General features: G+C 61.3%; 22 protein-coding genes and 4 tRNA genes. 2 read left to right on the top strand and 24 right to left on the bottom strand.

The features are described from left to right. The first annotated feature begins 27 nt into the window (after window positions 1-27). Window positions 28-279, top strand: coding sequence for a hypothetical protein (locus HBO11_RS01900; RefSeq protein WP_169953490.1), 252 nt, complete (start codon window positions 28-30; stop codon window positions 277-279). Here the strand turns inward: HBO11_RS01900 and HBO11_RS01895 are convergent. The 9 genes from HBO11_RS01895 to HBO11_RS01855 form a co-directional block, all read right to left on the bottom strand. Then, window positions 266-946 (bottom strand): HAD family hydrolase, encoded by a 681-nt coding sequence (locus HBO11_RS01895; protein ID WP_169953488.1) that lies wholly within the window; start codon window positions 944-946, stop codon window positions 266-268. The genes HBO11_RS01900 and HBO11_RS01895 overlap by 14 nt on opposite strands. Window positions 947-1,039: 93 nt before the next feature. After that, a complete protein-coding gene (pcp, locus tag HBO11_RS01890) occupies window positions 1,040-1,678 on the bottom strand; it encodes a pyroglutamyl-peptidase I (RefSeq protein WP_169953486.1) in 639 nt (212 codons plus the stop codon). A gap of 7 nt (window positions 1,679-1,685) precedes the next feature. After that, entirely contained in the window at window positions 1,686-2,636 is a 951-nt protein-coding gene (locus HBO11_RS01885) for a DUF979 domain-containing protein (protein ID WP_169953484.1), read from the bottom strand. Continuing rightward, window positions 2,633-3,358: a DUF969 domain-containing protein gene (locus HBO11_RS01880; protein WP_169953482.1), complete on the bottom strand. Its 726-nt coding sequence runs from the start codon at window positions 3,356-3,358 to the stop codon at window positions 2,633-2,635. Before HBO11_RS01880 ends, HBO11_RS01885 begins: the two co-directional genes overlap by 4 nt. A 261-nt stretch (window positions 3,359-3,619) precedes the next feature. After that, window positions 3,620-4,456 (bottom strand): 5'-nucleotidase, lipoprotein e(P4) family, encoded by an 837-nt coding sequence (locus HBO11_RS01875; RefSeq protein WP_169953546.1) that lies wholly within the window; start codon window positions 4,454-4,456, stop codon window positions 3,620-3,622. Between the two features lie 139 nt (window positions 4,457-4,595). Then, window positions 4,596-7,010, bottom strand: a complete 2,415-nt coding sequence (locus tag HBO11_RS01870) for a TonB-dependent receptor (protein WP_169953542.1) — start codon at window positions 7,008-7,010, stop codon at window positions 4,596-4,598. Window positions 7,011-7,119: 109 nt separating this feature from the next. Then, window positions 7,120-7,962 (bottom strand): FecR domain-containing protein, encoded by an 843-nt coding sequence (locus tag HBO11_RS01865; RefSeq protein WP_169953479.1) that lies wholly within the window; start codon window positions 7,960-7,962, stop codon window positions 7,120-7,122. Further along, a complete protein-coding gene (locus HBO11_RS01860) occupies window positions 7,959-8,480 on the bottom strand; it encodes an RNA polymerase sigma factor (protein ID WP_169953477.1) in 522 nt (173 codons plus the stop codon). The genes HBO11_RS01865 and HBO11_RS01860 overlap by 4 nt, the downstream gene beginning before the upstream one ends. A gap of 328 nt (window positions 8,481-8,808) precedes the next feature. Continuing rightward, a tRNA-Val gene (locus HBO11_RS01855) sits at window positions 8,809-8,885 on the bottom strand. A gap of 184 nt (window positions 8,886-9,069) precedes the next feature. Here HBO11_RS01855 and HBO11_RS01850 point away from each other — a divergent pair. Then, complete coding sequence (locus HBO11_RS01850; RefSeq protein ID WP_169953476.1) at window positions 9,070-10,353, top strand: FAD-binding oxidoreductase; 1,284 nt, start codon at window positions 9,070-9,072, stop codon at window positions 10,351-10,353. 164 nt (window positions 10,354-10,517) lie between these two features. On the opposite strand, the gene HBO11_RS01845 is transcribed toward HBO11_RS01850, so the two are convergent. The 15 genes from HBO11_RS01845 to asd all read right to left on the bottom strand — a co-directional run bounded on the left by HBO11_RS01845 (window position 10,518) and on the right by asd (window position 25,351). Next, a tRNA-Asp gene (locus tag HBO11_RS01845) sits at window positions 10,518-10,594 on the bottom strand. 105 nt (window positions 10,595-10,699) lie between these two features. Beyond that, window positions 10,700-10,776 (bottom strand) — tRNA-Asp (locus HBO11_RS01840). A gap of 55 nt (window positions 10,777-10,831) precedes the next feature. Next, window positions 10,832-10,907, bottom strand: a tRNA-Val gene (locus HBO11_RS01835). Window positions 10,908-11,014: 107 nt separating this feature from the next. After that, window positions 11,015-11,779, bottom strand: coding sequence for an SDR family oxidoreductase (locus HBO11_RS01830; protein ID WP_170058831.1), 765 nt, complete (start codon window positions 11,777-11,779; stop codon window positions 11,015-11,017). Between the two features lie 11 nt (window positions 11,780-11,790). Then, entirely contained in the window at window positions 11,791-13,002 is a 1,212-nt protein-coding gene (locus HBO11_RS01825; RefSeq protein WP_169953475.1) for an O-succinylhomoserine sulfhydrylase, read from the bottom strand. Between the two features lie 66 nt (window positions 13,003-13,068). Beyond that, complete coding sequence (gene purF, locus HBO11_RS01820; RefSeq protein WP_169953473.1) at window positions 13,069-14,574, bottom strand: amidophosphoribosyltransferase; 1,506 nt, start codon at window positions 14,572-14,574, stop codon at window positions 13,069-13,071. A gap of 41 nt (window positions 14,575-14,615) precedes the next feature. Then, window positions 14,616-15,173, bottom strand: a complete 558-nt coding sequence (locus HBO11_RS01815; protein ID WP_169953471.1) for a CvpA family protein — start codon at window positions 15,171-15,173, stop codon at window positions 14,616-14,618. Between the two features lie 243 nt (window positions 15,174-15,416). Next, complete coding sequence (locus HBO11_RS01810; protein ID WP_169953469.1) at window positions 15,417-16,076, bottom strand: SPOR domain-containing protein; 660 nt, start codon at window positions 16,074-16,076, stop codon at window positions 15,417-15,419. After that, the gene (gene folC / locus HBO11_RS01805; protein WP_169953467.1) at window positions 16,060-17,367 is read right to left on the bottom strand and encodes a bifunctional tetrahydrofolate synthase/dihydrofolate synthase; all 1,308 of its coding nucleotides are present in this window, start codon (window positions 17,365-17,367) and stop codon (window positions 16,060-16,062) included. The genes HBO11_RS01810 and folC overlap by 17 nt, the downstream gene beginning before the upstream one ends. After that, entirely contained in the window at window positions 17,364-18,284 is a 921-nt protein-coding gene (gene accD, locus HBO11_RS01800; RefSeq protein ID WP_038442050.1) for an acetyl-CoA carboxylase, carboxyltransferase subunit beta, read from the bottom strand. Before accD ends, folC begins: the two co-directional genes overlap by 4 nt. A 244-nt stretch (window positions 18,285-18,528) precedes the next feature. Next, window positions 18,529-19,161: a phosphoribosylanthranilate isomerase gene (locus HBO11_RS01795; RefSeq protein ID WP_169953465.1), complete on the bottom strand. Its 633-nt coding sequence runs from the start codon at window positions 19,159-19,161 to the stop codon at window positions 18,529-18,531. 64 nt (window positions 19,162-19,225) lie between these two features. After that, a complete protein-coding gene (truA, locus tag HBO11_RS01790; RefSeq protein ID WP_169953538.1) occupies window positions 19,226-20,050 on the bottom strand; it encodes a tRNA pseudouridine(38-40) synthase TruA in 825 nt (274 codons plus the stop codon). Window positions 20,051-20,288: 238 nt separating this feature from the next. Further along, window positions 20,289-22,826, bottom strand: coding sequence for a FimV family protein (locus tag HBO11_RS01785; RefSeq protein WP_169953463.1), 2,538 nt, complete (start codon window positions 22,824-22,826; stop codon window positions 20,289-20,291). A gap of 162 nt (window positions 22,827-22,988) precedes the next feature. Further along, on the bottom strand, window positions 22,989-23,999 hold the full coding sequence (locus HBO11_RS01780) for an aspartate-semialdehyde dehydrogenase (protein ID WP_169953461.1): 1,011 nt from the start codon (window positions 23,997-23,999) through the stop codon (window positions 22,989-22,991). A 239-nt stretch (window positions 24,000-24,238) separates the two neighbouring features. After that, a complete protein-coding gene (asd, locus tag HBO11_RS01775; RefSeq protein WP_169953460.1) occupies window positions 24,239-25,351 on the bottom strand; it encodes an aspartate-semialdehyde dehydrogenase in 1,113 nt (370 codons plus the stop codon). Window positions 25,352-25,364: the final 13 nt, after the last annotated feature.

The following is a 25,364-nucleotide window of genomic DNA, read 5'->3' as shown; positions in this document are numbered from 1 at the left end:
ATATCTTTCATAAAAAACATTATCGATATGGACATAGAACATAACGCCAAGCACCTACAGTCCCTGATCGAACAACTCTCGGTAGATAACCCGAAATCCTCCAGCGAACTGCGGGGCAAGCCCGAAGAAATCCTCGCTGGCCTGCGCGAGCTTTATCTGCTGAAACTGATCACGGGCACCTTCACCCTTGGGCACATTGTCGACCCTCTGGGCCACCAGTGGATTGGCGCGCAAAACATCCTGCTGACCCGGCGCGGCATGGCATTCAAGCCGTTGTAGACGGCAGCAGGCGCAGCCGGCCATCAGCATCGCACTGGGCACGCACGTCGTTATAATTTGCAATAGTCCCATGCTCCGTCAGCATCGGCTCGCCATGGGTGGATGTCACCACTACCACGTCCGCGCCCGCCGCCTCGCCTGCACGAATGCCCGCCGCTGCATCCTCGAACACCAGGCACTCGCCTATCGGCACTCCCAAACGCTGCGCGCCGAGCAGATAACAGGTCGGGTCCGGCTTGCCATTGGTCACATCCTCAGCCGTAACCATGACGGCCGGCGGGACCAGGCCTGCGGCGTGCATACGGCTCAACGCAAGGGCCTTGGGCGCAGAAGTGACCACGGCCCAGCAGTGCGCAGGCAAGCTCTGCAAAAAGGCCACGGCACCTGGGATTGCCACCACGCCCTCCACGTCCTCGATCTCTGCCTCGGTAATAGCGCGCGCTTGCGCGTGCGCGTCCACCCCTGGCAAGGCCTGGCGGCTGATCGTGTCGATAGCCCGCACGCCATGGATGGTGGTCAGGAACGCCTCGACGTCCAGGCCATGGCGCAGCGCCCAGGCAGCCCAGACCCGCTCTGCGGCGGCGATGGAGTTAAGGAGCGTGCCATCCATATCAAACAGAAATGCACGGTACTGGCGATCAAATACGGCCGGATGTTTGGCGGACACTGCTGGGTTTCCTCGTGCGCTCGTCGCCCGTGGTTGGGCCGTGATGCAATCTACGGATCAGCCCAGGCGTTGTAAACGGCGGATCGGCCGTCATCAGCAGACCTGGCCAGCGCTCTCGGCGATGTCACGTGGCGTATTCCAGGCGGCCAGGATTGCCACCCGCAGCCCTTCAACCGTTGTCGCCAACGCCATCGAGGGCTGAGGCTCGGCCGCCTGCCCTGGCAGAAAAGGCACATGGATAAACCCACTGCGCACTCCCGACCCCGCCAACGCATGCTGCAAGCTGTAGAACACCTGATTGCATACGAAAGTGCCCGCTGTGTGCGAGACCGAGGCGGCAATTCCGGCCGTGCGTAGCGCCTTGACCATGGCCTTGACCGGCAAAGTGCTGAAGTAGGCAGCAGGCCCCCCAGGAATCACTGCCGTATCCACGGGCTGGGCACCGAGGTTGTCCGGGATCCGTGCATCGTTGAGATTGATCGCAACCCGCTCGATGGAAATATCACTGCGCCCAGGCCCCAGCCCGGTAGCAATCACCAGTTGCGGTCGATGCTCGGCCAATAACTGTTCCAGGCAGGCGCCGACAGTGGCGAAGGCACAGGGCAATTGGCGGGCGACGATTGTCACACCGTCTTGCAGTTGCACCCCATCGAGCAGGCGCACTGCCTCCCAGGACGGGTTGATCAGGTCTTGATCGAACGGCTCGAAACCCGTCAGCAGCACAGTCCCCATCACCACCTCACATCAATACATAAAGAAGGACGATATTGACCAGCAACATCATCAACGCCGTGGGCATCTGCGCCTTGATCACCGCGTTTTTGTCCGGTAACTCCAGGAGCGCCGCAGGCACAATATTGAAGTTCGCCGCCATCGGGGTCATCAGCGTGCCGCAGTACCCGGAAAACATGCCGATGGCCGCCATCACCGCCGGGTTGCCGCCATAAATGCCCACCAGTACCGGCACGCCAACCCCGCCGGTCATGACCGGGAAGGCGGCGAAGCCGTTACCCATGATCACGGTGAACAGCGCCATGCCCAGCACGTAGACCATCACCGCCACCAACTTGTAATCCAGGTTGATGTAGGTGGTGGTGACATGAGCCACGGCCGTGCCAACGCCGGCTTCGTTGAACAGCAGGCCGAGCATGGCCAGCATCTGCGGCAGCACCATGGCCCAGCCCAGGGCTTCGGTCAGGCGTCGCGATTCACGCAAGGCCTGCACCGGCGTATCGCGGGTCAGCCAGCAGGCCAACCCCAGGGCAATCAGGCAACCGAGCCCCAGGGACACGAACGTGGTGTTCTTCGGATCCAGCAGCGGCACGCCACCAATCTCGGTGTTCTTGAGCAGCACCGAGCCAATCACCGTGGTCAACGGAATGGCCAGGGCCGGAATAAATAGTTTATGGCCCAGCCGGCCAGCGCTGGCGCGGGACGCCTTGTCATGCAACTCGGCATGGGTGCCACGCCCTACCCCGCCGAGCCCGGCGATCAGTGCCATCAGCACCACGCCAACACCCACCACCACCGACGGCAGGTGCTCGCCCACCAAAAACGGAATGGCGAACAGCAACCAGAACAACGCGCTTGACCAACGCTTGGGATGGGTCCGGTCAGCCAGGATCATGCCCGCCGTAATCAGCAACAAAACGCCGGCGAGCCAGTACAGGTATTGGATGGAAATGATCATTGCGCGGCCTCCGACTGAGCGGTGACTGGCGCAGTGGCCGTCAGCTCACGGGTCAGCCTTCGGTCAAAGCGATGCAAGCGTATGGCATGCACAATGAACGCACAAATCGCCGTGGGGATGCCCCACACCGCAATATGCAGCGGCTCGACATCAATACCCGAACCCAGCAGGAAGGTATGCATCAGGGCAATCGCACCAAAGGCCACGAAGATGTCTTCACCAAAAAACAGCCCCACGTTGTCTGTGGCGGCGCACATCGCCAGGACCTTGTGCCGCACCTTGTCCGGCAGTTTTCCGAAGCGTTTCTCGGCAGCGCCTTCCGCCATGGGCGCCAGCAACGGGCGCACCATTTGCGGGTGCCCGCCAAGGCTGGTCAGGCCCATGGCCGCCGTGGACTCACGAACAAACAGATAGATGATCAACAGGCGCCCGACGGTGGCGCGCTCGAAGCGCGCAATCCAGTTCTGCGCGTGCAGGCGCAGGCCATGGCGCTCCAGCAGGCCGATAACGGCCAGGGGCAGCAACAGGATCAGTTGCAAAGCGCGGGTCTGCAGGAAGCCATCGCCCATGGTGGCGAGGATTTTTTCCAGGGGGAAGTGCGCGGCAAATCCGGTGGCAATCGCCGCCGCCGTTACCACCAGCAACGGATTGAAGCGCAACACAAAGCCGACCACGATGACGAGCACGCCAATCAGCGGCCACAGGTTCACAACAGTTTGCATGGCGTTGAGTCCTTGATTGCGTGCTGCGACGCCTGCATCGCCGATAAACGATAACGGGCAGCCCGACGCGGATTTTTATTATTGACCGGGTAGGTCGAGGGTCACTGGCGGGCATCTTTGCCGCTTGGAGCGGAGGGTGTCCAACAAGAAAAATTGTTGCTGCAAATCAATAAAGTTTGTGAGGGGATGTAATCCAATCAGGGCTTGCCACGATGTGCAAGGCTCAAACCGTGGCAAGCCCTTTTGGGTCAACCTGCTTGATCAGGGCTGCCAAGCCTTGGAGCCGGCTGCAGCCTTGAATTTGGCGCTGTTTTGCGGTGTGGCGGGCGGCTCGGAATCACCAAAGATGGCTTTGAGCCAATGCCCATCGGTGGGGTTGGGGAAGAGAATAAACTTGCGCCCGAACTGTTGTTTATCCTCGGTCATCAACGCCATGCGTTGCTGCACATCAGACACGTAGTACTTGCGTTTGAAGTCATTGAGGTTGTCGCCCAGCATCACGACCACCTCATAATCCTTGGCAATTTCTATCTGCCGGGGCTCTTTATTGGAAGAGTCGCGATAAACCGTCAGGTGCTTTTCATCGGCAAAGGGCAGCTTGTTCTTGCGCAGGTTGGCCAAGGCGTACTCATAGGTTTTTTCGCCCTGGTCACGGCTCGTGACGTAGAAAACCTCGACCCCTTTGGCTTGCGCATAACTCAAGAACTCCACTGCACCGGGGGTGGCCACCGGGCCGTTTTCAGCCACCCATTGGTCCCAGGCGGCATCATCGAAGAACTCTTTGTCCGAATTGATCATGTAGCCCCAATAGCTATTGCTGCTCAACACGGTGTCGTCGATGTCACTGATAATCGCCAACGGCCGATCACCGGCCTTATGCGCTTGCAGAGCGCTGTCCAGGCGCATCTTGGCGACGTTGAAACCTTGATAGTAGAGCGCCTCGAATTCAGCAGCCGTCTGCCTCCAGGCAACGGCTGCCGTCAAATCATTGGAAACAGCGCCTGTGACTTGCCCGGACCATGCGGGCGCGCACTGAAGCATCAAAAGCGAGAAGAGAATGGGAGCGGCCAGGATCTTGTTGGTTTTCTCTACTTTCATTTTCAAACCCATAGTTAAGCTCTAGACAGCCTCAGCAGGCACTGCAAGGGTGTTGTTCTATAACACCCGGCAGGCCGGCTCAATATGGGTGTCGCGATCATGGATCAATCAGACGCAACTTGCGCACACACTGTGCGGTTTACCACTGATGTGTGTAGCTTGCCGTCAGTACGGTGCCTGGCGCAGGCAGGTGGCTGGTGTTGTTGCTGCTACGCATCAGTTGACTGTAAAGCGGGTAGTAACTGCGATTGAACAGGTTCTGGACCCCCATGCTGACCTGATCATTTTCACTGAGTTGGTATTGGCTGATCATATCGACGGTGGTGTAACTGTCGACCTTGCGTCGCCCAAAGCTGGCAACACCATCCAGGCGATAGTCGGCGCCGTCAAAAAAGTTGGCCTGCAAGCGGTTGCTCCAGGCTTCAGTCGGCTTGAACTCCAGGTACGCGGTCAGTTTGAGCGGCGGGATGCGATACCCGGTCATGTCTTGCCAGCCACGGCCTTCGGGCTGCTCCCGGCCTTTGATCCAGGTAAAGGTGCCGCCGGCGCCCCAGCGCTCATCGTCGGTCAGCCAGTCGGCACTGCCTTCCACACCGTAGATTCGCTCTTGGGTGCGGGTCAGGATCAGGCCATTGTTGAAACTCTGCACATCCCCAAGCTTGGACGTGGTGTAGAACACGGCCAGCGAGGCCAATGTCTGCTCGCCCAGCGCGCCGCGCCAGCCCAGTTCGTAGTTGTTGGTTTTCACCGGCTCCAGGTTGGAGGAGCCGATATCGAATCCACGCCGGGCATTGCGCATTTGCACCCCGATATCGGGCAACTGGAAGCCCTGGCTGAACGCCGCGTAGACCTCCTGGCCCGCTACCGGCGAGTAGGTCAGGCTGATGTTGGACAGCACCGAATCATAATGCACCTTGCCCCCGCGAACAGTGGCCGGCTGGGTCGCTGCCGACTCCGAGAGCGGGATAAAGTCATCGTACTGGGCAGTGGCATATTCGTAGCGTACGCCGCCTTCCACCGACCATTGTTCGTTGAGCTTATGCTGCAACTGTGCAAAGCCGCCGAGGCTGCGGGTTGTCAGGTCGGGCATGTAGGTGAGCTTGCCGATCTTGTCAAACACCCTGCCGCCGCTGGCGTCAAAGGCTCGCGGGTCGAAGATGTCGATGGGCATGTCGCTGCGCTCCTGGTTGAAGTCAGCGCCCCATAACAACTCTGTGTTGCCCAGGCTCCCCAGCGGCGTGCGTAGCGTGACCCGGCTGCCAAACACTTCACTGTTCTGCATGACCTGGTCGACATTGCGTCCACGGGTCGCCACTGCGCGGGCATCGAACGGCGTGAACCGGGTGAAGTAGTCCCGGTAGTAGATCTGCGCATTGAGCGTGCCGCCCAGCACGTCGGCATGGGCGTACTCCAGGTTGAGCAGGGTGTTCTTGATCTGGTTCTGCTCCTCCAACGACAGGCCGGACAACGGGCGCGCAGGCACCGAGCCCGCAGGAAGCCTGGCCACGGACGGGTCGGAGGTGTAGTCGCTGTTTTGCTCGGCGTTGTAATGGCTGGCAGAAAGCTGGATGCGCTGCACATCATCAAGGCGCAAGCCCAACTTGCCGCCGACATTGAAGGTATTGGAGTCGAACAGATCGCCCTGGCTTGGCTCTGGCGCAAGGCGGTGCCCCTTGGCGTCGTAGGAGGCACCAATGTGGCGGGCACCAAAGTCCAGTGCGTACTCCACCCGGCCCTGGGACCCGGCAACATGATGCTGCAACTGGCCGCCCAGGCCATCGCTACCCAGTTTGCTCAAGGGCGAGACGGCGCTCAGGCTGGTGGTCGCTCGCGGCTCGCCGCCTGCCGGACGCGTCGTGATGGAGATGATGCCTCCAGTCGCACCGGCGCCGTAGATCGCACTGCTGCCACGGATCACTTCGATACGCTCGATCAGCGCGGGGTCGATGTTCGCCAGGTTGCGCGAGGAATCGCGGTTGGTATTGAGCGGAACACCGTCGACCAGCACCAGCATCGTCCGCCCGCGCAAGGTTTGCCCGTAGTCGGTAATGGTCCGGCTTGAGTCGGCCATGCCCGGGATGCTCTTGGCCAGCAAGGTGGCCAGGCTGTCCGAGCCCTGGCGCAGTTGCTCCAACTGTTTGTGTTCGATGACATTGACCTGGCGAGCCTGGGGCACCAGGTCGCTGTCGAGCCGCGAGGCGCTGATGGTCAGGCTGGACAGCTCCATTGTGCCTGGCGTGGGGGCCGGCGCCTGGGAGGTGTTGGCGGTATGCCCCTGGACCACCAGGAACGTTTGCTCATCACGCGCCTGCACCGTCAGCCCGCTTTGGCCGAGCAACCGTTCAAGCGCTTCCTGCAATGTGTAGCGCCCGCGCAAGGCCGGTGCGGTCTTGCCGGCCGTGATTTCACTGGCGAACAGGATCTGTGCCGAAGATTGCCGGGCTACGGCATTCAGGGATTTCTCCAGCGATGCGGCCGGGACATCGAAATCAACCGGTGCAGATTCTGCCAACGACCATTGGCTCAGGAGCAAGCTGCTGGCCAGCAAGGACATGCGCACCGGCGCGCGCAGGAAGGACTGACTCACGTTTTTATTCTCCACGAAGTAGGGTTACAGGGAGATAGCCGTCAGCACTGCGGCGCAACCCTACCTCGGTTGAAGATTATTTTTTCTGGCCGGGGGAATCGATCAGGACCGAGCCATCGGTCGCAGTGGAAACGCGCACCGGCAGGATCCCGGGCAACAGCGCCAGCAAGCGATCAACGTGACCACTGTCAAACACACCGGAAACCGGCAGGCGCGCAAGCCTGGGGTCCATGAGCCTTATGGGCTGGCGGTGATAGCGCTGCAGTGTGTCGATGACGTCTTCGAGCGGAGTGCTTTCAAAGACCAGCCGGCTTTGTTGCCAGGCGGTGACGTCATCCACGTCCACCCGTCCCAACCGAGCCTCTTGCCCCTTATGCACACGCAACTGCTGCCCGGGCTCCAGCGCAGCCACTGCCCCCGTAGCGGCCGCACGCACGGCGACCCTGCCTTCAGCCACCGTGACCTGCACATCCTGTTCCTGGCGCCTGACGTTAAAACGGGTGCCCACCACTCGCACCACAGCCAACCCGGCATCGACCAGAAACGGCCGGTAGACCATCGGCGACACTTCAAACAACGCCTGCCCCGCCTTCAGCTCGACCTGGCGGCTGCGCAGGTGCCAACTGATCGTCATCTCGGTGTTGCTGTCGAGCAACACCTGAGTGCCATCAGCCAGCAGCAGCGCCTGGCGCTGCCCTACCTGGCTGGCAACATGCTCGCTGCGGTAAGCAGGATCAATCCAGGCCACACCTGCAACAATCGCCAACAGCAGCAGCCCGAGGGTTTTTCCTGCCGGGCGTTTGTTTTTCGCGGGCGTCGGCGAGGGCAACGGAAATCGTTGCTTGAGGTCCTCACGAACCCGTGCGATGGCCTCGTCTTCCTGGCTGAAGTCCTTGCTCTTGTGCGGGTCGCGACTCATGGCAAGACCTCCGAGCCTAGATGTGCGCGGCACATCCCCATACCCAGGCGTAGGTGCTTTTCGACGGTCTTCAGGGAAATACCCAGGCGCGCAGCCACTTCGGCCTGGGGCAGTTCATGCACTTTGTGCATGACAAACACCATTTGGCAGCGCGGCGGCAGACTGGCAATCGCCTCGGTCAGCAGCTCCAGGGCCCTTTCCCCATCAAGATGACGCTCCTGGCTCGGCGCACCGCAGACCACTTGTGGCAACACCGAAACACCGACCACCCAACCCTGGCGCCGACGCTCGCTGCGATACCGGCTGATCGCCATATCGCTGGCGATCTTGCGCAACAAGGCCACTGGCGTGCGCACACCTTGCTTTTCATCCTGCTCAAGCAACTGCAGGCACAAGTCGTGTATCACCTCACGAGCGAAAATCCGTTCGCCAAAACGCCGGCGCACATGATCCACCAACTCGTCGTAGTGCCGAACCAATGCTGCCAGCAGTGTGGGTTTTGGAGGGTCGGCCTGCACAATGACCTGCGCGATGAGAGGAACGGATGACCTGGAGAAAGGTGCGATTGCGCGCAGTATAAATGCGAATGTTTTACATTTGAAGCGTAGAGATGGACCTTTAGGCGCAATCGCTAAGCGGGTCAGAAATGGCAAATTTCTCGGGATAAGCAACGCTACCTCTACCGGGTAGGTCGTCGGCCTTCAAGCGCAGAAACATGAAGCTGAAAGCCGACCTGAAGGTGCAGTGCAATTGTCGGGGCGAAGCTTTGCATGAAATCCCAGACAACAAAAAAGGGCCCACCTTTCGGTGAGCCCTTCTAGACCGCCCAGCAGAGCGGATTTTGTTTGGTAGGCGCGATTGGACTCGAACCAACGACCCCCACCATGTCAAGGTGGTGCTCTAACCAACTGAGCTACGTGCCTGCTGTGAGGCGGCATTCTACGGAATTCCCGAGGGGTGTCAACACCTTTTTTGCAGCTAAGCCTATGAATATGCGAATTTTTTATTTTTTATTGGCGCCGCTGCTTTTTCCGGGTGGCTGGCAGGGCATTTTCAACTGAGGTAGGATCGGCGCACTCGTAAAAAATATAAAACAGAGGTTCCAGTATGGCGAACACCCCCTACCCCCAGTCCTATTACGCCGCCTCCGCCAATGCGGTACCTCCCCGGCCAGTGCTGCAAGGTGAAGTCGAAACCGATGTATGCGTGATCGGTGCGGGCTATACCGGGTTGTCGAGCGCGCTGTTTCTGCTGGAGAACGGCTTTCGTGTGACGGTGCTGGAAGCCGCGAAGGTAGGTTTCGGTGCATCCGGGCGCAATGGTGGCCAGATCGTCAACAGCTACAGCCGTGATATCGATGTGATCGAGCGTAGCGTCGGTGCGCAGCAGGCACAGCTATTGGGGCAAATGGCATTCGAGGGCGGCAGGATCATTCGTGAGCGGGTCGCCAAGTACCAGATCCAGTGCGATTTGAAGGACGGCGGTGTATTCGCCGCGCTCAATAGCAAGCACATGGGCCACCTGGAGTCGCAGAAGCGCTTGTGGGAACGCTACGGCCATACTCAATTGGAACTGCTCGACGAGCGGCGCATCCGCGAGGTGGTGGCCTGTGAGAACTACGTGGGCGGCCTGCTGGACATGAGTGGCGGGCATATCCATCCGCTCAACCTGGCATTGGGTGAAGCGGCAGCCGTGGAGTCCCTGGGTGGCACGATCTACGAACAGTCCGCCGCCGTGCGCATCGAGCGTGGCGCCAACCCTGTCGTCCACACCGCCCAAGGCAAGGTGAAGGCCAAATTCATCATCGTCGCCGGCAATGCCTACCTGGGCAACCTGGTGCCCGAGTTGGCGGCCAAGTCGATGCCTTGCGGCACACAAGTGATTACCACGGCGCCCCTGGGTGATGAGCTGGCTAAAAGCCTGCTGCCCCAGGACTTCTGCGTCGAAGATTGCAACTACTTGCTCGACTACTACCGACTGACCAGCGACAAGCGCCTGATCTTCGGCGGTGGCGTGGTGTATGGCGCGCGGGACCCGGCGAACATCGAAGCGATCATCCGGCCGAAGATGCTCAAGGCCTTTCCACAATTGAAGGATGTAAAAATCGACTACGCCTGGACCGGCAACTTCCTGCTAACCCTCTCGCGCCTGCCCCAGGTCGGCCGCATCGGCGACAACATCTACTACTCCCAAGGCTGTAGTGGCCACGGCGTGACGTATACGCACCTGGCAGGCAAGGTACTGGCCGAAGCCCTCAGAGGCCAGGCAGAACGTTTTGATGCGTTTGCCGACCTGCCGCACTACCCGTTCCCGGGCGGCCAACTGCTGCGCACGCCATTTGCGGCGCTGGGCGCGTGGTACTACGGGCTGCGGGACAAGCTGGGTTTCTGATCGATACCCTGTAGGAGCCGGCAAGCCGGCTCCTACAAGTTGCATCATCAAATCGCAGACACAAAAAACCCCGGTCTTTCGACCAGGGTCTTTGCTATCGATCCAATCAAGCATAAAGCTCTTCTTGGCGCTCTCAGGGTGTTCAGTGGACCCTGGAACAGATATGGCGCAGCGGACGGGACTCGAACCCGCGACCCCCGGCGTGACAGGCCGGTATTCTAACCGACTGAACTACCGCTGCGTATCGCTCAGACTGCCGAAGTGTCACCTTCAACCGCCTTCAAACATCTGACCGAGCAGCCTTGGCTGTTCAATCTCAAATCCGAAACATCGGACCTGGAAAATATGGCGCAGCGGACGGGACTCGAACCCGCGACCCCCGGCGTGACAGGCCGGTATTCTAACCGACTGAACTACCGCTGCGCGTCGGTGCAACCTTTAACGTTGCGTCTTGCCCTAGGGCAAAACTCTCAAGAAGTGGTGGGTGATGACGGGATCGAACCGCCGACCCTCTGCTTGTAAGGCAGATGCTCTCCCAGCTGAGCTAATCACCCTTTGCTTCGTTGAGGCCGCGAAATTTACGCAGGTAGCGGACCTAAGTCAAGAGCCTGCTTGAAGTTTTTCTGAAAAAGACAAAATCGCTTCAAGACCGCTCCCCGCTCTACTCGCTGTAAATCATCTTCTTGCTCATGCCACCATCCACCACGAACTCTTGCCCAGTGACAAACCCGGCGCTACGCGACAGCAGCCATGCCACCATGGCCGCCACATCCTCAACCGTGCCTACCCGGCCCGCAGGATGCTGCGCATGATCGGCGTCACTCAGTGGCTCTGCACGGCGCGCAGCGGGATCACGGGCGTCGATCCAGCCAGGGCTGACGGCGTTGACCCGCACCTCCGGCCCAAGACTGATGGCCAGCGCGTGCGTCAGGGCTAACAGGCCGCCCTTGCTCGCCGCATAGGCCTCGGTGTCCGGCTCCGACTGCCGGGCCCGGGTCGAGGCCAGGTTGACGATGGCGCCACCATGGGCCCGCAGATAAGGCGCGCAGTGCTTGGCCAGCAACATCGGCCCACTGAGGTTCACCGCCAGCACCCGGTTCCAGTACGCCAGGTCCAGGCTATCCAGTGTGATATTGCGCGGATCGGCCACAGCAGCATTGCACACCAGCGCATCCAGGCGCCCGAACTGGCCCAGCACCTCGGCAACTCCCAGCGCCACCTGCTGCTCATCGGCCACATCCATGGTGATAAACCAGGCGTTATCGCCCAGCACCTTGGACACCTTGGCGCCCCGCTCGCGATCCAGGTCGGCCAACACCACTTGCCAACCTTCGCTGACCAACCAGGCCGCGATCCCCAGGCCGATACCCCGCGCCGCACCTGTCACCAACGCGACCCTGCCATTACTGGCGCCAGCCGCCTCCAGGGACCACTCGATCACAAGGCAGCCAGCCCGCGAGCCAGGTCGGCCTGCAAGTCAGCCACGTCTTCCAGCCCCACCGCAACGCGGATCAGGCTGTCGCGGATACCGGCAGCCTCACGCTCCTGCGGGGCCAGGCGGCCATGGGAAGTGGTGCTTGGATGGGTAATGGTGGTCTTGCTATCACCCAGGTTGGCGGTGATGGAAATCAGGCGCGTGGCGTCGATAAAGCGCCATGCGCCCTCCTTGCCACCCTTGACCTCGAAACTGACCACCGCACCGAACCCACGCTGCTGACGCTGGGCCAGTTCGTGTTGCGGATGGCTCTTCAAGCCGGCGTAGTGGACTTTCTCGATGCCGTCCTGCTGCTCCAGCCACTCGGCCAGGGCCTGGGCGTTGGCGCAATGGGCCTTCATCCGCAGGCTGAGGGTTTCCAGGCCCTTGAGGAAAATCCAGGCATTGAACGGGCTCAGAGTCGGGCCAGCGGTACGCAAGAAACCTACTACTTCCTTCATTTGCTCGCCACGGCCGGCCACCACGCCGCCCATGCAACGCCCCTGGCCGTCGATGAACTTGGTGGCCGAATGCACCACAATATCTGCGCCCAGCTTCAGCGGCTGCTGCAAGGCAGGCGTGCAGAAGCAGTTATCCACCACCAACATCGCACCTTTGGCGTGGGCCACTTCGGCGAGGGCGGCGATATCCACCAGCTCTGCCAACGGGTTGGACGGCGATTCGACGAACAGCAATTTGGTATTGGCCTTGATGGCCCCATCCCAGGCAGAAAGGTCCGCCAGCGGCACGTAGTCGACTTCAATGCCAAAGCGCTTGAAGTACTTCTCGAAGAGACTGATGGTCGAACCAAACACACTGCGCGACACCAACACGTGGTCACCGGCACTGCACAGGCTCATGACCACCGCGAGGATGGCCGCCATGCCAGTTGCCGTGGCGACGGCCTGCTCTGCCCCCTCCAGTGCCGCGATGCGCTCTTCGAAAGCGCGTACCGTCGGGTTGGTGTAGCGGGAATAGACGTTACCCGGCACTTCGCCAGCAAAGCGTGCCGCCGCGTCTGCCGCAGTGCGGAACACGTAGCTGGAGGTGAAGAACATCGGGTCACCATGCTCACCTTCCGGCGTGCGGTGCTGGCCGGCGCGCACAGCCAGGGTATCGAAAGCCACGCCATCGAGGTCGCTGTCCAACCGACCGGCATCCCATTCCTGACTCATGCTGCCACTCCTTCACTCAATTCTTTATTTAAGATACAAAACCGGCCCCTCAGGGCCGGTAGTTACTCAGTTGTTGTACAGATCGATGATCGCGCTGACCGCCTGGGTCTTGATCTTGGAGGAGTCGTTACGCGCCTGCTCGATCTTGTTCAGGTAAGCCTCGTCGACATCACCGGTCACGTACTTGCCATCGAAAACTGCGCAATCGAAATGCTCGATCTTGATCTTGCCGCCGCCAACCGCTTCGATCAAGTCAGGAAGATCCTGATAGATCAGCCAATCAGCGCCGATCAGGTCAGCCACATCCTGGGTCGAACGATTGTGCGCAATCAACTCGTGGGCGCTCGGCATGTCGATGCCGTACACGTTCGGGTACCGCACCGCAGGCGCAGCGGAACAGAAGTACACGTTCTTCGCCCCGGCTTCACGGGCCATCTGGATGATCTGCTTGCACGTGGTACCCCGCACGATGGAGTCATCCACCAGCATCACGTTCTTGCCGCGGAACTCCAGCTCGATGGCGTTGAGTTTCTGGCGTACCGACTTCTTGCGAGCCGCCTGGCCCGGCATGATGAAGGTGCGGCCGATGTAGCGGTTCTTGACGAAACCTTCGCGGAACTTGACGCCCAGGCGAGTGGCCAGCTCCAGCGCGGCGGTACGGCTGGTGTCCGGGATCGGGATGACCACGTCAATGTCGTGCTCCGGACGCTCGCGCAGGATCTTCTCGGCGAGCTTCTCACCCATGCGCAGGCGCGCCTTGTACACCGAGACACCGTCGATGATCGAATCCGGACGCGCCAGGTAGACGTGCTCGAAGATGCATGGTGTGAGTTTCGGGTTGATCGCGCACTGACGGGTATGCAGCTTGCCGTCTTCGGTGATGTACACCGCTTCGCCCGGCGCCAGGTCACGCACCAGGGTGAAACCCAGCACATCCAGGGACACGCTTTCGGAGGCGATCATGTACTCGACGCCTTCGTCGGTATGGCGCTGGCCGAACACGATCGGGCGGATGCCGTGGGGGTCGCGGAAACCGACGATCCCGTAGCCGGTGATCATTGCCACGACCGCGTAGCCACCCACGCAGCGGTTGTGCACGTCTGTCACGGCGGCGAACACGTCTTCTTCGGTCGGCTGCAACTTGCCGCGCTGGGCCAGTTCGTGGGCGAACACGTTGAGCAGCACTTCCGAGTCGGAATTGGTGTTGACGTGGCGCAGGTCAGATTCGTAAATCTCCTTGGCCAGCTGCTCAACGTTGGTCAGGTTGCCGTTGTGCGCCAGGGTGATGCCATAGGGCGAGTTGACGTAAAACGGTTGAGCTTCGGCCGAAGTCGAGCTACCGGCAGTCGGGTAACGCACATGGCCAATGCCCATGTGCCCGACCAGGCGCTGCATGTGACGTTGATGGAACACGTCACGTACCAGGCCATTGTCCTTGCGCAGGAATAACCGGCCGTCGTGGCTGGTCACAATACCGGCAGCGTCCTGGCCGCGGTGCTGGAGGACGGTTAGCGCGTCATACAGCGCCTGATTGACGTTCGACTTACCGACGATACCGACGATGCCACACATGCGACGCAACCCCTACTTAATGAATCTTGACTGAACACTACTTACTGCGGCGTGTTGCCCGGCAAGAGGTGCTCCTTGAACGGAAGATCAGCGGGTACGCTGATTCCGCTGGCCAGCCACTGACTGCTCCACCCCAATATGAGGTTCTTGGACCAGTCTGCAACCAATAGAAATTTTGGCACGAGACTCGACTCCTGCCACCACGAATCCTGCTGTACCGGGCCCAGGCTCAACAGCCCGACCGCAATGACCACCAGCAGCGCGCCACGCGCGGCACCGAAGGCCATGCCGAGAAATCGATCGGTCCCGGAGAGGCCGGTGACACGTATCAATTCGCCGATAAGATAATTGACCATTGCTCCCACCAGCAGCGTGGCGATGAACATGATGGCGCAGCCCGCGATGACACGAGCCGAAGGTGTTTCGATATAACCGGCCAGGTAAACGGCCAGGGATCCGCCGAACATCCAGGCGACGACTCCTGCAACGATCCAGGTCAGCAGCGATAATGCTTCTTTGACGAAGCCGCGGCTTAGACTGATCAATGCGGAGATGGCGATGATGGCTACGATCGCCCAATCAACCCAGGTAAATGGCACAGTGCAGCCTACAGACGGATAAGGCGGCGCATTTTAGCAGAGCGCCGGGCTATCGGTAAGCGGTGTTTGGTGGTCCATTGCAAATCAATGGGTTGTGGCAAGCTACGACCATCTCAAGACAGGCACAAACCAATGTGGGAGCGGGCTTGCCCGCGATAGCGGTGTGCCAGCCAACTGTAATATCGACTGGTGCACCGTCATCGCGGGCAAGCCCGCTCCCACACTGAGACCGCATTGGCAGAATCAGCCGCGCTCTGGCTGGAAGCGCACCACAAAACCTTTCAGGTTCTGCTGGCGACCCAACAGGTCACGCAGGCGGTCCGCCTCGGCGCGCTCGATCAGCGGCCCGACAAATACCCGGTTCTTGCCATCAGCAGTCCGGATATACGCGTTATAACCCTGGCTGCGCAGGGTTTTCTGCAAGGCTTCGGCACTTTCGCGATTGGACAGGCTGGCGACCTGCACCGACCAACTGATCGGCAAGCCATTCGGATCAATACGACTTTGCCCCACATCAGGCTTGCCCGGGGCTGCCGGCTGCGGCGCCACTGGCTTCGGGGCCGGAGCAGGTGTAGCAGGCTTGGCCGCCACCACCGGTGCAGGAGCAGGCTTTACCACCGGCACACTCGGCTGGATCGGCGCCGAAGGTGCTTGCTGCTCGGCAATTTCCGTATCAGTCGGCACCGGCTCTTCCTCGGGCAACGCCTGCGGCTCAGGCACCACCACTGGCTCGACCTGGACCTGCGGCATCACCGGGGCCTGGGGCGCAGCCGGGGCCTCAACCGTGACCTGGCGCTGCTCGTCCTGGCGAGAAAACAGCATCGGCAGGAAAATCACCGCCAACGCCACCAATACCAGGGCTCCGACCATTCGCTGCTTGTATGCGCTATCCAGTAATGCCATGTGCAGCTTCCTCCGTGGAGCGCCGGGCCAACCACTCAAGCGCCTCGGCAACACAATAAAATGATCCGAACAACAGAATCTCGTCCTCGGCCGTTGCCACCGCGCATTGAGCCTCCAATGCAGCGGTTACGCTTGCATGGGACGTCACCGTCGCGCCAAGGTTCTGCAACACCGCCTGCACATCATCGGCCGTACGGGTGCGCGGCGTATCCAGCGGGGCGACTGCCCAGGCTTGCACACTGCCCAGCAACGGCGCGACCACACCATCCAGATCCTTGTCCGCCAGCAGGCCGAACACCGCCAGGCGCCGACCCGCTGGCACTTGGCCGGCCAAACGGCGTGCCAGGTACTGTGCAGCATGCGGGTTGTGCCCAACATCCAGCAACAGGTTCAAGCGCTTGCCTTGCCATTCGAACGAACGACGATCCAGGCGCCCGACCACCTGCGTACGCTGCAAGGTATCGGCGATCTGCGCGCCATTCCACGGCAGATCCAGCAACAAGTAGGCCTGCAGCGCGAGTGCCGCGTTTTCCATGGGCAGGTTCAGCAGCGGCAGGCCGTGCAACTCGACGTCCTGGCCCCGCGTATCGACACCGCGCCACGACCATTGGTCACCAGACACTTCCAGGGCAAAATCACGGCCCCGCAGGAAAAACGGGCAATCCAGCTCGCGCACCTTGTCCAGCAAGGTATGCGGCGGATCCAGGTCACCACACAAAGCCGGCTTGCCCTGACGGAAGATCCCGGCTTTTTCATAGGCCACGGATTCGCGGGTATCGCCCAGGTAATCGGCATGATCCACACCAATACTGGTGACCAACGCCAGGTCGGCATCCACCACATTGACGGTATCCAGGCGACCACCGAGGCCGACTTCCAGCACCACCGCATCCAGCTGTTCACGCTCGAACAGCCAGAACGCGGCCAGGGTGCCCATCTCGAAATAGGTCAGGGAGATTTCGCCACGCCCGGCATCCAGCGCCGCAAACGCTTCGCACAACTGCTCGTCAGTGGCTTCGACGCCGTTGAGTTGCACGCGCTCGTTGTAACGCAGCAGGTGTGGCGAGCTGTAGACGCCAACCTTCAAGCCCTGGGCCTGCAGCAACGCCGCGACAAAGGCGCAGGTAGAGCCTTTGCCATTGGTGCCAGTGACCGTGATCACCCGTGGCGCAGGCCGACCCAACCCAAGGCGGGCCGCTACCTGTTGCGAGCGCTCCAGACCCATGTCGATGGCTGACGGATGCAACTGCTCAAGGTAGGCGAGCCATTCGCCCAGGGTTCGTTGGGTCATAGGTTTGCAGGCACCGGCGGCACAACGATGGGTTCGACCTTGGGCGCGACGTACACTGGTGTCGGCAAGCCCATCATCTGTGCCAGCAGGTTGCCCAGGCGCGGACGCAGTTCGGAACGGGCGATGATCATGTCGATGGCGCCGTGTTCCAGCAGGAACTCGCTACGCTGGAAGCCTTCGGGCAGCTTTTCACGCACGGTCTGCTCGATCACGCGTGGGCCGGCAAAACCGATCAGCGCCTTGGGCTCGCCGACGATTACGTCGCCCAGCATCGCGAGGCTGGCGGAAACGCCGCCGTAGACCGGATCGGTCAGCACCGAGATGAACGGGATGCCCTCTTCACGCAGACGCGCCAGCACCGCAGAGGTCTTGGCCATCTGCATCAGCGAGATCAGCGCTTCCTGCATCCGTGCACCACCGGAGGCGGCGAAGCAGATCATCGGGCAACGGTTTTCCAGGGCGTAGTTGGCGGCGCGTACAAAGCGCTCACCGACAATGGCGCCCATGGAACCACCCATGAAGGAAAACTCAAACGCCGACACCACAACGGGCATGCCCAGCAGCTTGCCACTGACGGAAATCAGCGCGTCTTTCTCGCCGGTCTGCTTTTGCGCAGCGGTCAGGCGGTCCTTGTACTTCTTGCCGTCGCGAAACTTGAGGCGGTCCACCGGCTCCAGGTCAGCGCCCAGCTCGGCACGGCCATCGGCGTCGAGGAAGATGTCGATACGGGCGCGGGCGCCGATACGCATGTGGTGGTTGCACTTGGGGCAAACGTCCAGGGTCTTTTCCAGCTCCGGGCGGTACAACACCGCGTCGCAGGATGGGCACTTGTGCCATAGACCTTCAGGAACCGAGCTTTTCTTCACCTCGGAACGCATGATCGAGGGGATCAGTTTGTCTACTAACCAGTTGCTCATGCTTTCTTTCTCCAGTACCGGTGGCTTGAACACAGCCCCGCGTATGCCCTTGAGCTAAATTCATTGATGTGGCGATAACAACCACAGGACGGGGTCAGACGTTCGACCAGCCATTTCCTGCACCTGCCCTCAGCCTTCCAGACAACCCGCCAGTGCGTGGCTGCCACTTCATTGGCGCCGCCCGAGGGCAACGCCGGCCTGTTTTACACAGTGGTAGTTACTGACGGCGGCAGACTGCCAGCCGTCACATCGCGCCACTGCTGCTGCGCACTGCCTGCATGAATGCGTGAATCTTGCCAGGATCCTTGATGCCCTTGGCCTGCTCCACCCCGCCGCTGACGTCGACGGCATACGGGCGAACCTGGGCAATGGCCTGCGCCACATTATCAGCGCACAAGCCACCCGCCAGGATGATCGGCTTGCTCAAGCCCTGGGGAATCAGCGCCCAATCGAAGGCCTCGCCTGTACCACCGGGAATGCCCTCGACATAGGCATCGAGCAAAATCCCGCTGGCCCCGGCGTAGGCGGCGCAACTGGCGGCGATATCGTCACCGGCCTTGACCCGCAACGCCTTGATATACGGGCGATGGTAGCCGGCGCACTCCTCCGGGGTTTCGTCGCCATGGAACTGCAACAGGTCCAGGGGCACGGCATCCAGGGTTTCATTGAGCTCGCAGGCGCTGGCGTTGACGAACAGCCCCACCGTGGTCACGAACGGCGGCAAGCCGGCAATGATCGCCCGGGCCTGCTGCACCGTCACCGCGCGCGGGCTCTTGGCATAAAACACAAAACCAATAGCGTCAGCCCCCGCCTCGACTGCCGACAGCGCGTCTTCCATGCGGGTAATCCCGCAAATCTTGCTGCGAACGCCTGACATATCGTCAAAACCTCAGGGGGCTGTCCAGGAAAGTCCCGGATGGTAACAAATGCTTTTCCGGGCGTCAGCCGCCAAGTTCAGTGAAACCTGTGAGGAAGTGTGGCCCGATGAAACGCTGCGGCAGCTCGAACTCATCTCGGTACTCCACATCCACCAGATACAGGCCGAACGGGTGCGCCGTCACCCCGCCGGTCCGCCGCACCCGGCTCTCCAGCACTTCCCTGGCCCACTCCACCGGGCGCTCGCCAGTACCAATGGTCATCAGCACCCCGGCGATATTACGCACCATATGGTGCAGGAACGCTCCGGCGCGGATATCCAGGACAATCATCTTGCCGTGACGTGTCACCCGCAGGTGGTGGACTTCCTTGATCGGCGACTTCGCCTGGCACTGCCCGGCGCGAAAGGCGCTGAAATCGTGGATCCCCACCAGATGCTGGGCCGCCTCGGCCATGCGCTCGGCGTCCAGCGGGCGGTGGTTCCAGGTGATTTCTTCGTTCAAGTGCGCAGGACGGATCTGATCGTTGTAGATCACATAGCGGTAACGCCGGGCAATGGCCTTGAACCGCGCATGGAAGTGCGCCGGCATGACTTTGGCCCAACTGACGCTGACATCGTGGGGCAGATTGATATTGGCGCCCATGACCCACGCCTTCATCGAACGCTCGGCCTGGGTGTCAAAATGCACCACTTGCCCGCAGGCATGCACGCCCGCGTCGGTGCGCCCTGCGCACATCAATGAAACCGGCGAGTCGGCGACCTTCGACAGGGCCTTCTCCAGGGTTTCCTGCACAGTCGGCACGCCAGAGGCCTGGCGCTGCCAGCCGCGATAGCGCGAACCTTTGTATTCCACGCCCAGGGCGATTCTGAAAAAGCCGGCGGCCGCCATTTCGGCGGCCGCGTTATCTATATTTGCCAAGAGCTGAGAGCCTGATAGTTGCGCAAAGGCGGCCATTATAAAGTGCCGGGCCTGGTCCTGGGGCATTTTGTGGAAGCTGGCTGGCCTGCGATAGCCTCGCCTCGACTCTACCGAAGGACCGAGTCGCCTCTATCGCGGGCAAGCCCGGCTCCCACCTTTAAATGCAAAACGGCGACCCGAAGGCCGCCGCTGCGTTAATTGCCAGTAATCACGCCAGGCGGCTAAGCATTTCCTTGGCTTCGCTGCGTTGGCCGTCGTCGCCTTCGGTGAGGACTTCGGCCAGGATGTCACGTGCACCACCCTCATCGCCCATGTCGATATAGGCCTGGGCCAGGTCGAGCTTGGTGGCGACTTCGTCGGTGCCCGACAGGAAGTCGAACTCTGGCTCATCGTCGCCCTTGGCGGCATCTTCAGCGGTGAAGCTCGGCTCGATCGACGGGCTTTCCAGGCTCTGGGACAGGCGCTCCAGCTCGGCGTTGACATCGTCAAGCTCGGAGGTGAACGCATCAGGCTTGTCCGATGGCGCAGGTTCGTCGGCCAGGGACAGGTCGAAGTCTTCCGGCAGGTCAAAATCTTCCAGCGCGGCGGGTGTCAGGGTCGGCGGCTCTACCGGTGGCAGGTCCTTCATCTCTTCTTCCAGGCCCGAGAGGAAGTCGTCGTCGGACTGGGAAGCCGGTGCATCCAGTTGCAAGTCGAGATCAAAGTCAGACAAGTCGTCCTCGCTGGCCTTGGCTTCGGTCTGCTGCTGCAAGACCGAGTCGAAGCTCAGGTCATCGACCTCGGGGGCGACCACCGCCGGCGACGCCGCCTCCAGGTCGTCCAGGCTCAGGTCGAAGTCGGTGTCGAACGCATCGGCTTGAGGTGTGGCGGCAGGCGCCGGTTCTTCCTGGAGCAGATCCTTGACGTACTGCGCATCCAGCGCGGCAGCGGCGACTGCAGCACTCACACCCGCAGCCAGCACGGCCATGGCCGGGTAGCGATTTTTCAACAGTTCGACCTGGGCGTGGTTCTCGCCATTGGCGACCAGTTGGCGCTCCTGGGTCACGAAACCATCCTTGTCGCCCTGCTGGCCGTAGACCTCCAGGAGTTTGAGGCGCAGATCGCTGCGCTTGGGCTCCAGCTTGATCGCTTCTTCCAGCACCGCAGCGGCCTGGTTCAAGTGACCACGGTCCAGATGGGACTGGGCCTGGGCCAGGGCATCAGAGGAACCGGGCTCGATGATGGGCTTGCTCGGCGGCGCCATGCTGGTCGCAACTGCAGCTACAGGCGCCACGGCAACCGGAGCTGGAGCTGGAGCTGGAGCTGGAGCCAGCTTGACGTTTGCCGCCGGGACTTCAAGGCCTTCGAAGCTATCGAGCGACAAGTCTTGTTCAAGTTTTGCGGAAAACTCTGGCTCTTCCGCCAGCGCCCGCGCCATGCGCAGGTGTTTTTCCTCTTCCAGGCGCGCATTGCGATGACGTGCCCACAGCAGCAGGAGCAACAGCACTAGGAGGCCGGCAGCGCCGCCGATCACCCCGAGAACAATGGGGTTGGTCAGCAGGTCATTGAATTTGCCTTCGGCGCTGGCCTCGGGCGCAGACTCAGCCGGGCTTTGCACGGGCGCAACCGCCGGCGTTTCGGCCGCCGGAGCAGGCGCAGTCGGCGCCGCAGCCAGTTCGGCAGGTATTACCGCCGGCTGCGCCGGGGCGCCGCCTTCGGCCTGCAATTTGGCCAATTGGTTGTTCTTCAGTTCGATCAGCCGCTGCAGCTTGTCCAACTGACTTTGCAGGTCAGACATGCGGCTTTTGAGTTCTTCGTTTTCGCGGCGGGTCGAATCCAGGCTTTCCTGGGTCACGGCCAACTTATTGTTCAGGGCCTTGCTGTCACCTGCGGCGCCTTTGACGCCGGCCTTGGCAGCCTCGGCCGAGACCAGGCTCAGGTTGTCCTTGGCGGCCGTTTGCGACGGCGCTGCGCCAGCCTGGGCGCGCTTGGTGGCGTCCAGCTGCTGACGCCCCGCTGCTTGATTAGCGGCACCGCGACGCCCCTGGCGCCAGGCCGCATTCTGCGCGGTCACTTCGGCAATCGCCTGGGGTTGCGGCAGGCTGGTGCTTTGCACCGGATCCGGCAGGCGCAATACCTGGCCGGTCTTCATGCGGTTGATATTGCCGTCGACAAAGGCGTCCGGGTTCAGCGCCTGGATCGCCAGCATGGTTTGCTGGATCGAGCCGCCATTGCGGTTTTTCGCGGCGATTTCCCACAGGGTGTCGCGAGAAGTCGTGGTGTGTTCAGCCGCCTTGGTCACGCTGGCAGCAGCCGGTGTGGCAAGGCGCGGCGCTGGGGCAATGACCTCTGGAGCCTTTTGCTCGAACTTGGCCGGGTCCAGCAAGACGCTGTAGTCCCGCATCAACCGGCCATTGGGCCATTGCACCTGCAACAAGAAGCGTACGTAGGAGTCGGGCAACGGCTTGCTGGAGGTGACGCGCACCACACTGCGGCCACTGGGGTTGAGCACCGGGGTAAAGGTCAGCTCATCGAGGAACGCCTGGCGATCGACACCCGCATCCACAAAGGCCTGGGAAGACGCGAGGCTGGGCACGATATCGGAGGCGCTGAGCCCGCCCACATCGAGCAGCTCGATCTCCACCGACAACGGCTGGTTCAACTTCGACTTGAGGGTCATCTCCCCAAGTTGCAGCGCTTGCGCCATACCGGAGGACAGCGCCGAGACGGCCGCTATTGCTAACACCAGTTTGCGAACTTGAACCATAGCCTCATCCTTTGTTTGAACACTCCTCGGCCCGCGAGAAGGTTGGGTACCGCTGCCATTCGGCATGGCGAGCCGATAGGTCACCGACGCGCAACTTTTCCTGCATGGGGCCAAGCATAGCGCTTGGCTAGAATCAATCTACAAATTGCCGCCAAGTATCTTTTACACAAGGTGTTTTATCAACAACTGTGCCAGTTGCACCGCGTTAAGCGCCGCGCCTTTGCGTACGTTATCTGACGTCAGCCACAAGTTTAGTTCCGCCGGGTCATCAATACCGGCCCGCACCCGACCCACGTAGACCACGTCCTGACCGACCGCATCCCCAACAGCGGTGGGGTAATCGCCCTCTTCCACCAGTTCGATGCCCGGCGCCGCCTCCAACACGCGATTGACGGCGCCAAGGTCCACGGCCCCCGCCAGTTGCAGGGACACGCTCAGGCTATCGCCAAAAAACACCGGAGCTTGAACGCAGGTTGCGGAAATCTTCAGTAAAGGTAATTCAAGCAGGCTACGCAGTTCGTGGACCAGGCGTTTTTCCAGGGCGGTGTGGCCCTGCGCATCCGGCGTGCCGACCTGGGCCAGCAGGTTGAAGGCCATCTGCCGATCAAAGAACTTGGGCTCCAGGGGCCGCACATTCAGTAGCTCGGCGGTTTGCCGGGCCAGTTCGCTGACGGCTTCACGGCCCTGGGCAGACACGGCCAGGTTGGCGGTGACGCTCACGCGCTGGATGTCCAACAGGCCGCGCAACGGTGCGAGCACCACCGCCAGGTGGGTGGCGCAAGGGCTTGGACTGCCCACCTGGAACGGCTTTTTCAAGCCGTCCAGTACCTGGGCATTGGCTTCCGGCACCACTTGGGGCGCCTGTTCGGCCGGCAGGGCGCCGGACAGGTCGATCAATGAGCAACCGGCTGCCGTGGCGCGCGGCGCGAAACTCAGGGTGACCGCCGGGCCTGCGGCGAAGAAGGCCAGTTGCACCTTGCTGAAATCGAACTCATCGACTTCCCGTACCCGCACGTTTTTGCCGCGAAACGGCACCGACGCGCCGGCCGACTCGCTGCTGGCCAGCAGGTGCAGGGCGCCTACCGGGAACTCCAGTTCTTCGAGGATCTGCACCAGGGTTTCGCCCACCGTGCCGGTGGCGCCGATCACGGCGATATCAAAGGTCTGGGTCATGGAGGCTGCCTCGGGCATTGCGGGGGGAGCGGCACTTTACCGGGTGGTGGGGGGTGAGGCAATTGGCCTGGGGTTTGTGGTGTGGCGCGGGCCGTCATCGCGGGCAAGCCCGCTCCCACATTTGGATTTGTGAACACATTCAAGTGTGGGAGCGGGCTTGCCCGCAATGACGGCCTCAGGCGCAATAAAAAACCCGCGCCTGTCACCAGAACGCGGGTTTCTTCAACACCACTAAGCGATCAACGCTCCAGCAGAATCCGCAACATCCGACGCAGCGGCTCGGCCGCACCCCACAGCAATTGGTCACCTACAGTGAAGGCGCCCAGGTACTGGGTGCCCATGTTCAGCTTGCGCAGACGGCCCACCGGTACATTCAGGGTGCCGGTGACCTTGGTCGGGCTCAGCTCCTGCATGCTGATATCACGGCTGTTGGGCACCAGCTTGACCCACGGGTTGTGCTGGCTGATCAGCCCTTCGATATCGGCGATCGGCACGTCTTTATTGAGCTTGATGGTCAGCGCCTGGCTGTGGCAGCGCATGGCGCCGATCCGCACGCAAATACCGTCCACCGGGATCGGGTTCTTGAAGCGCCCGAGGATCTTGTTGGTCTCGGCCTGGGCTTTCCACTCTTCGCGGCTCTGGCCGTTCGGCAGTTCCTTGTCGATCCATGGGATCAGGCTGCCGGCCAAGGGCACGCCGAAGTTCTCGGTCGGGTAGGCTTCGCTGCGCATGGCCTCGGCCACACGGCGGTCGATGTCGAGGATCGCACTGGCCGGGTCGGCCAGTTGATCGGCGACGGCCGCGTGGGTCGCGCCCATCTGCTTGATCAGCTCGCGCATGTTCTGCGCGCCGGCACCGGAGGCCGCCTGGTAGGTCATGGCGCTCATCCACTCCACCAGCCCGGCTTCGAACAGGCCACCCAGGCCCATCAGCATCAGGCTGACGGTGCAGTTGCCGCCGACATAGTTCTTGGTGCCGGCGTCAAGTTGCTGGTCGATGACCTTGCGGTTGACCGGGTCGAGGATGATCACCGCGTCGTCCTGCATACGCAGGCTGGACGCTGCATCGATCCAGTAGCCCTGCCAGCCGGCTTCGCGCAGCTTGGGGAAGACTTCACTGGTGTAGTCGCCGCCCTGGCAGGTCAGAATGACGTCGAGGGTCTTGAGCTCTTCAATGTTGTAGGCATCCTTGAGCGGGGCGATATCCTTGCCCACGGACGGCCCTTGGCCACCGACATTCGAAGTGGTGAAAAACACCGGCTCAATAAGATCGAAATCCTGCTCTTCCAGCATCCGCTGCATGAGCACGGAACCGACCATACCGCGCCAACCGATCAGACCTACACGTTTCATCGCAACTACACCT

The sequence above is a fragment of the Pseudomonas sp. WS 5010 genome (assembly GCF_012985565.1).
Lineage (GTDB): Bacteria > Pseudomonadota > Gammaproteobacteria > Pseudomonadales > Pseudomonadaceae > Aquipseudomonas.
This window is presented reverse-complemented; position numbering and strand designations above follow the sequence as displayed.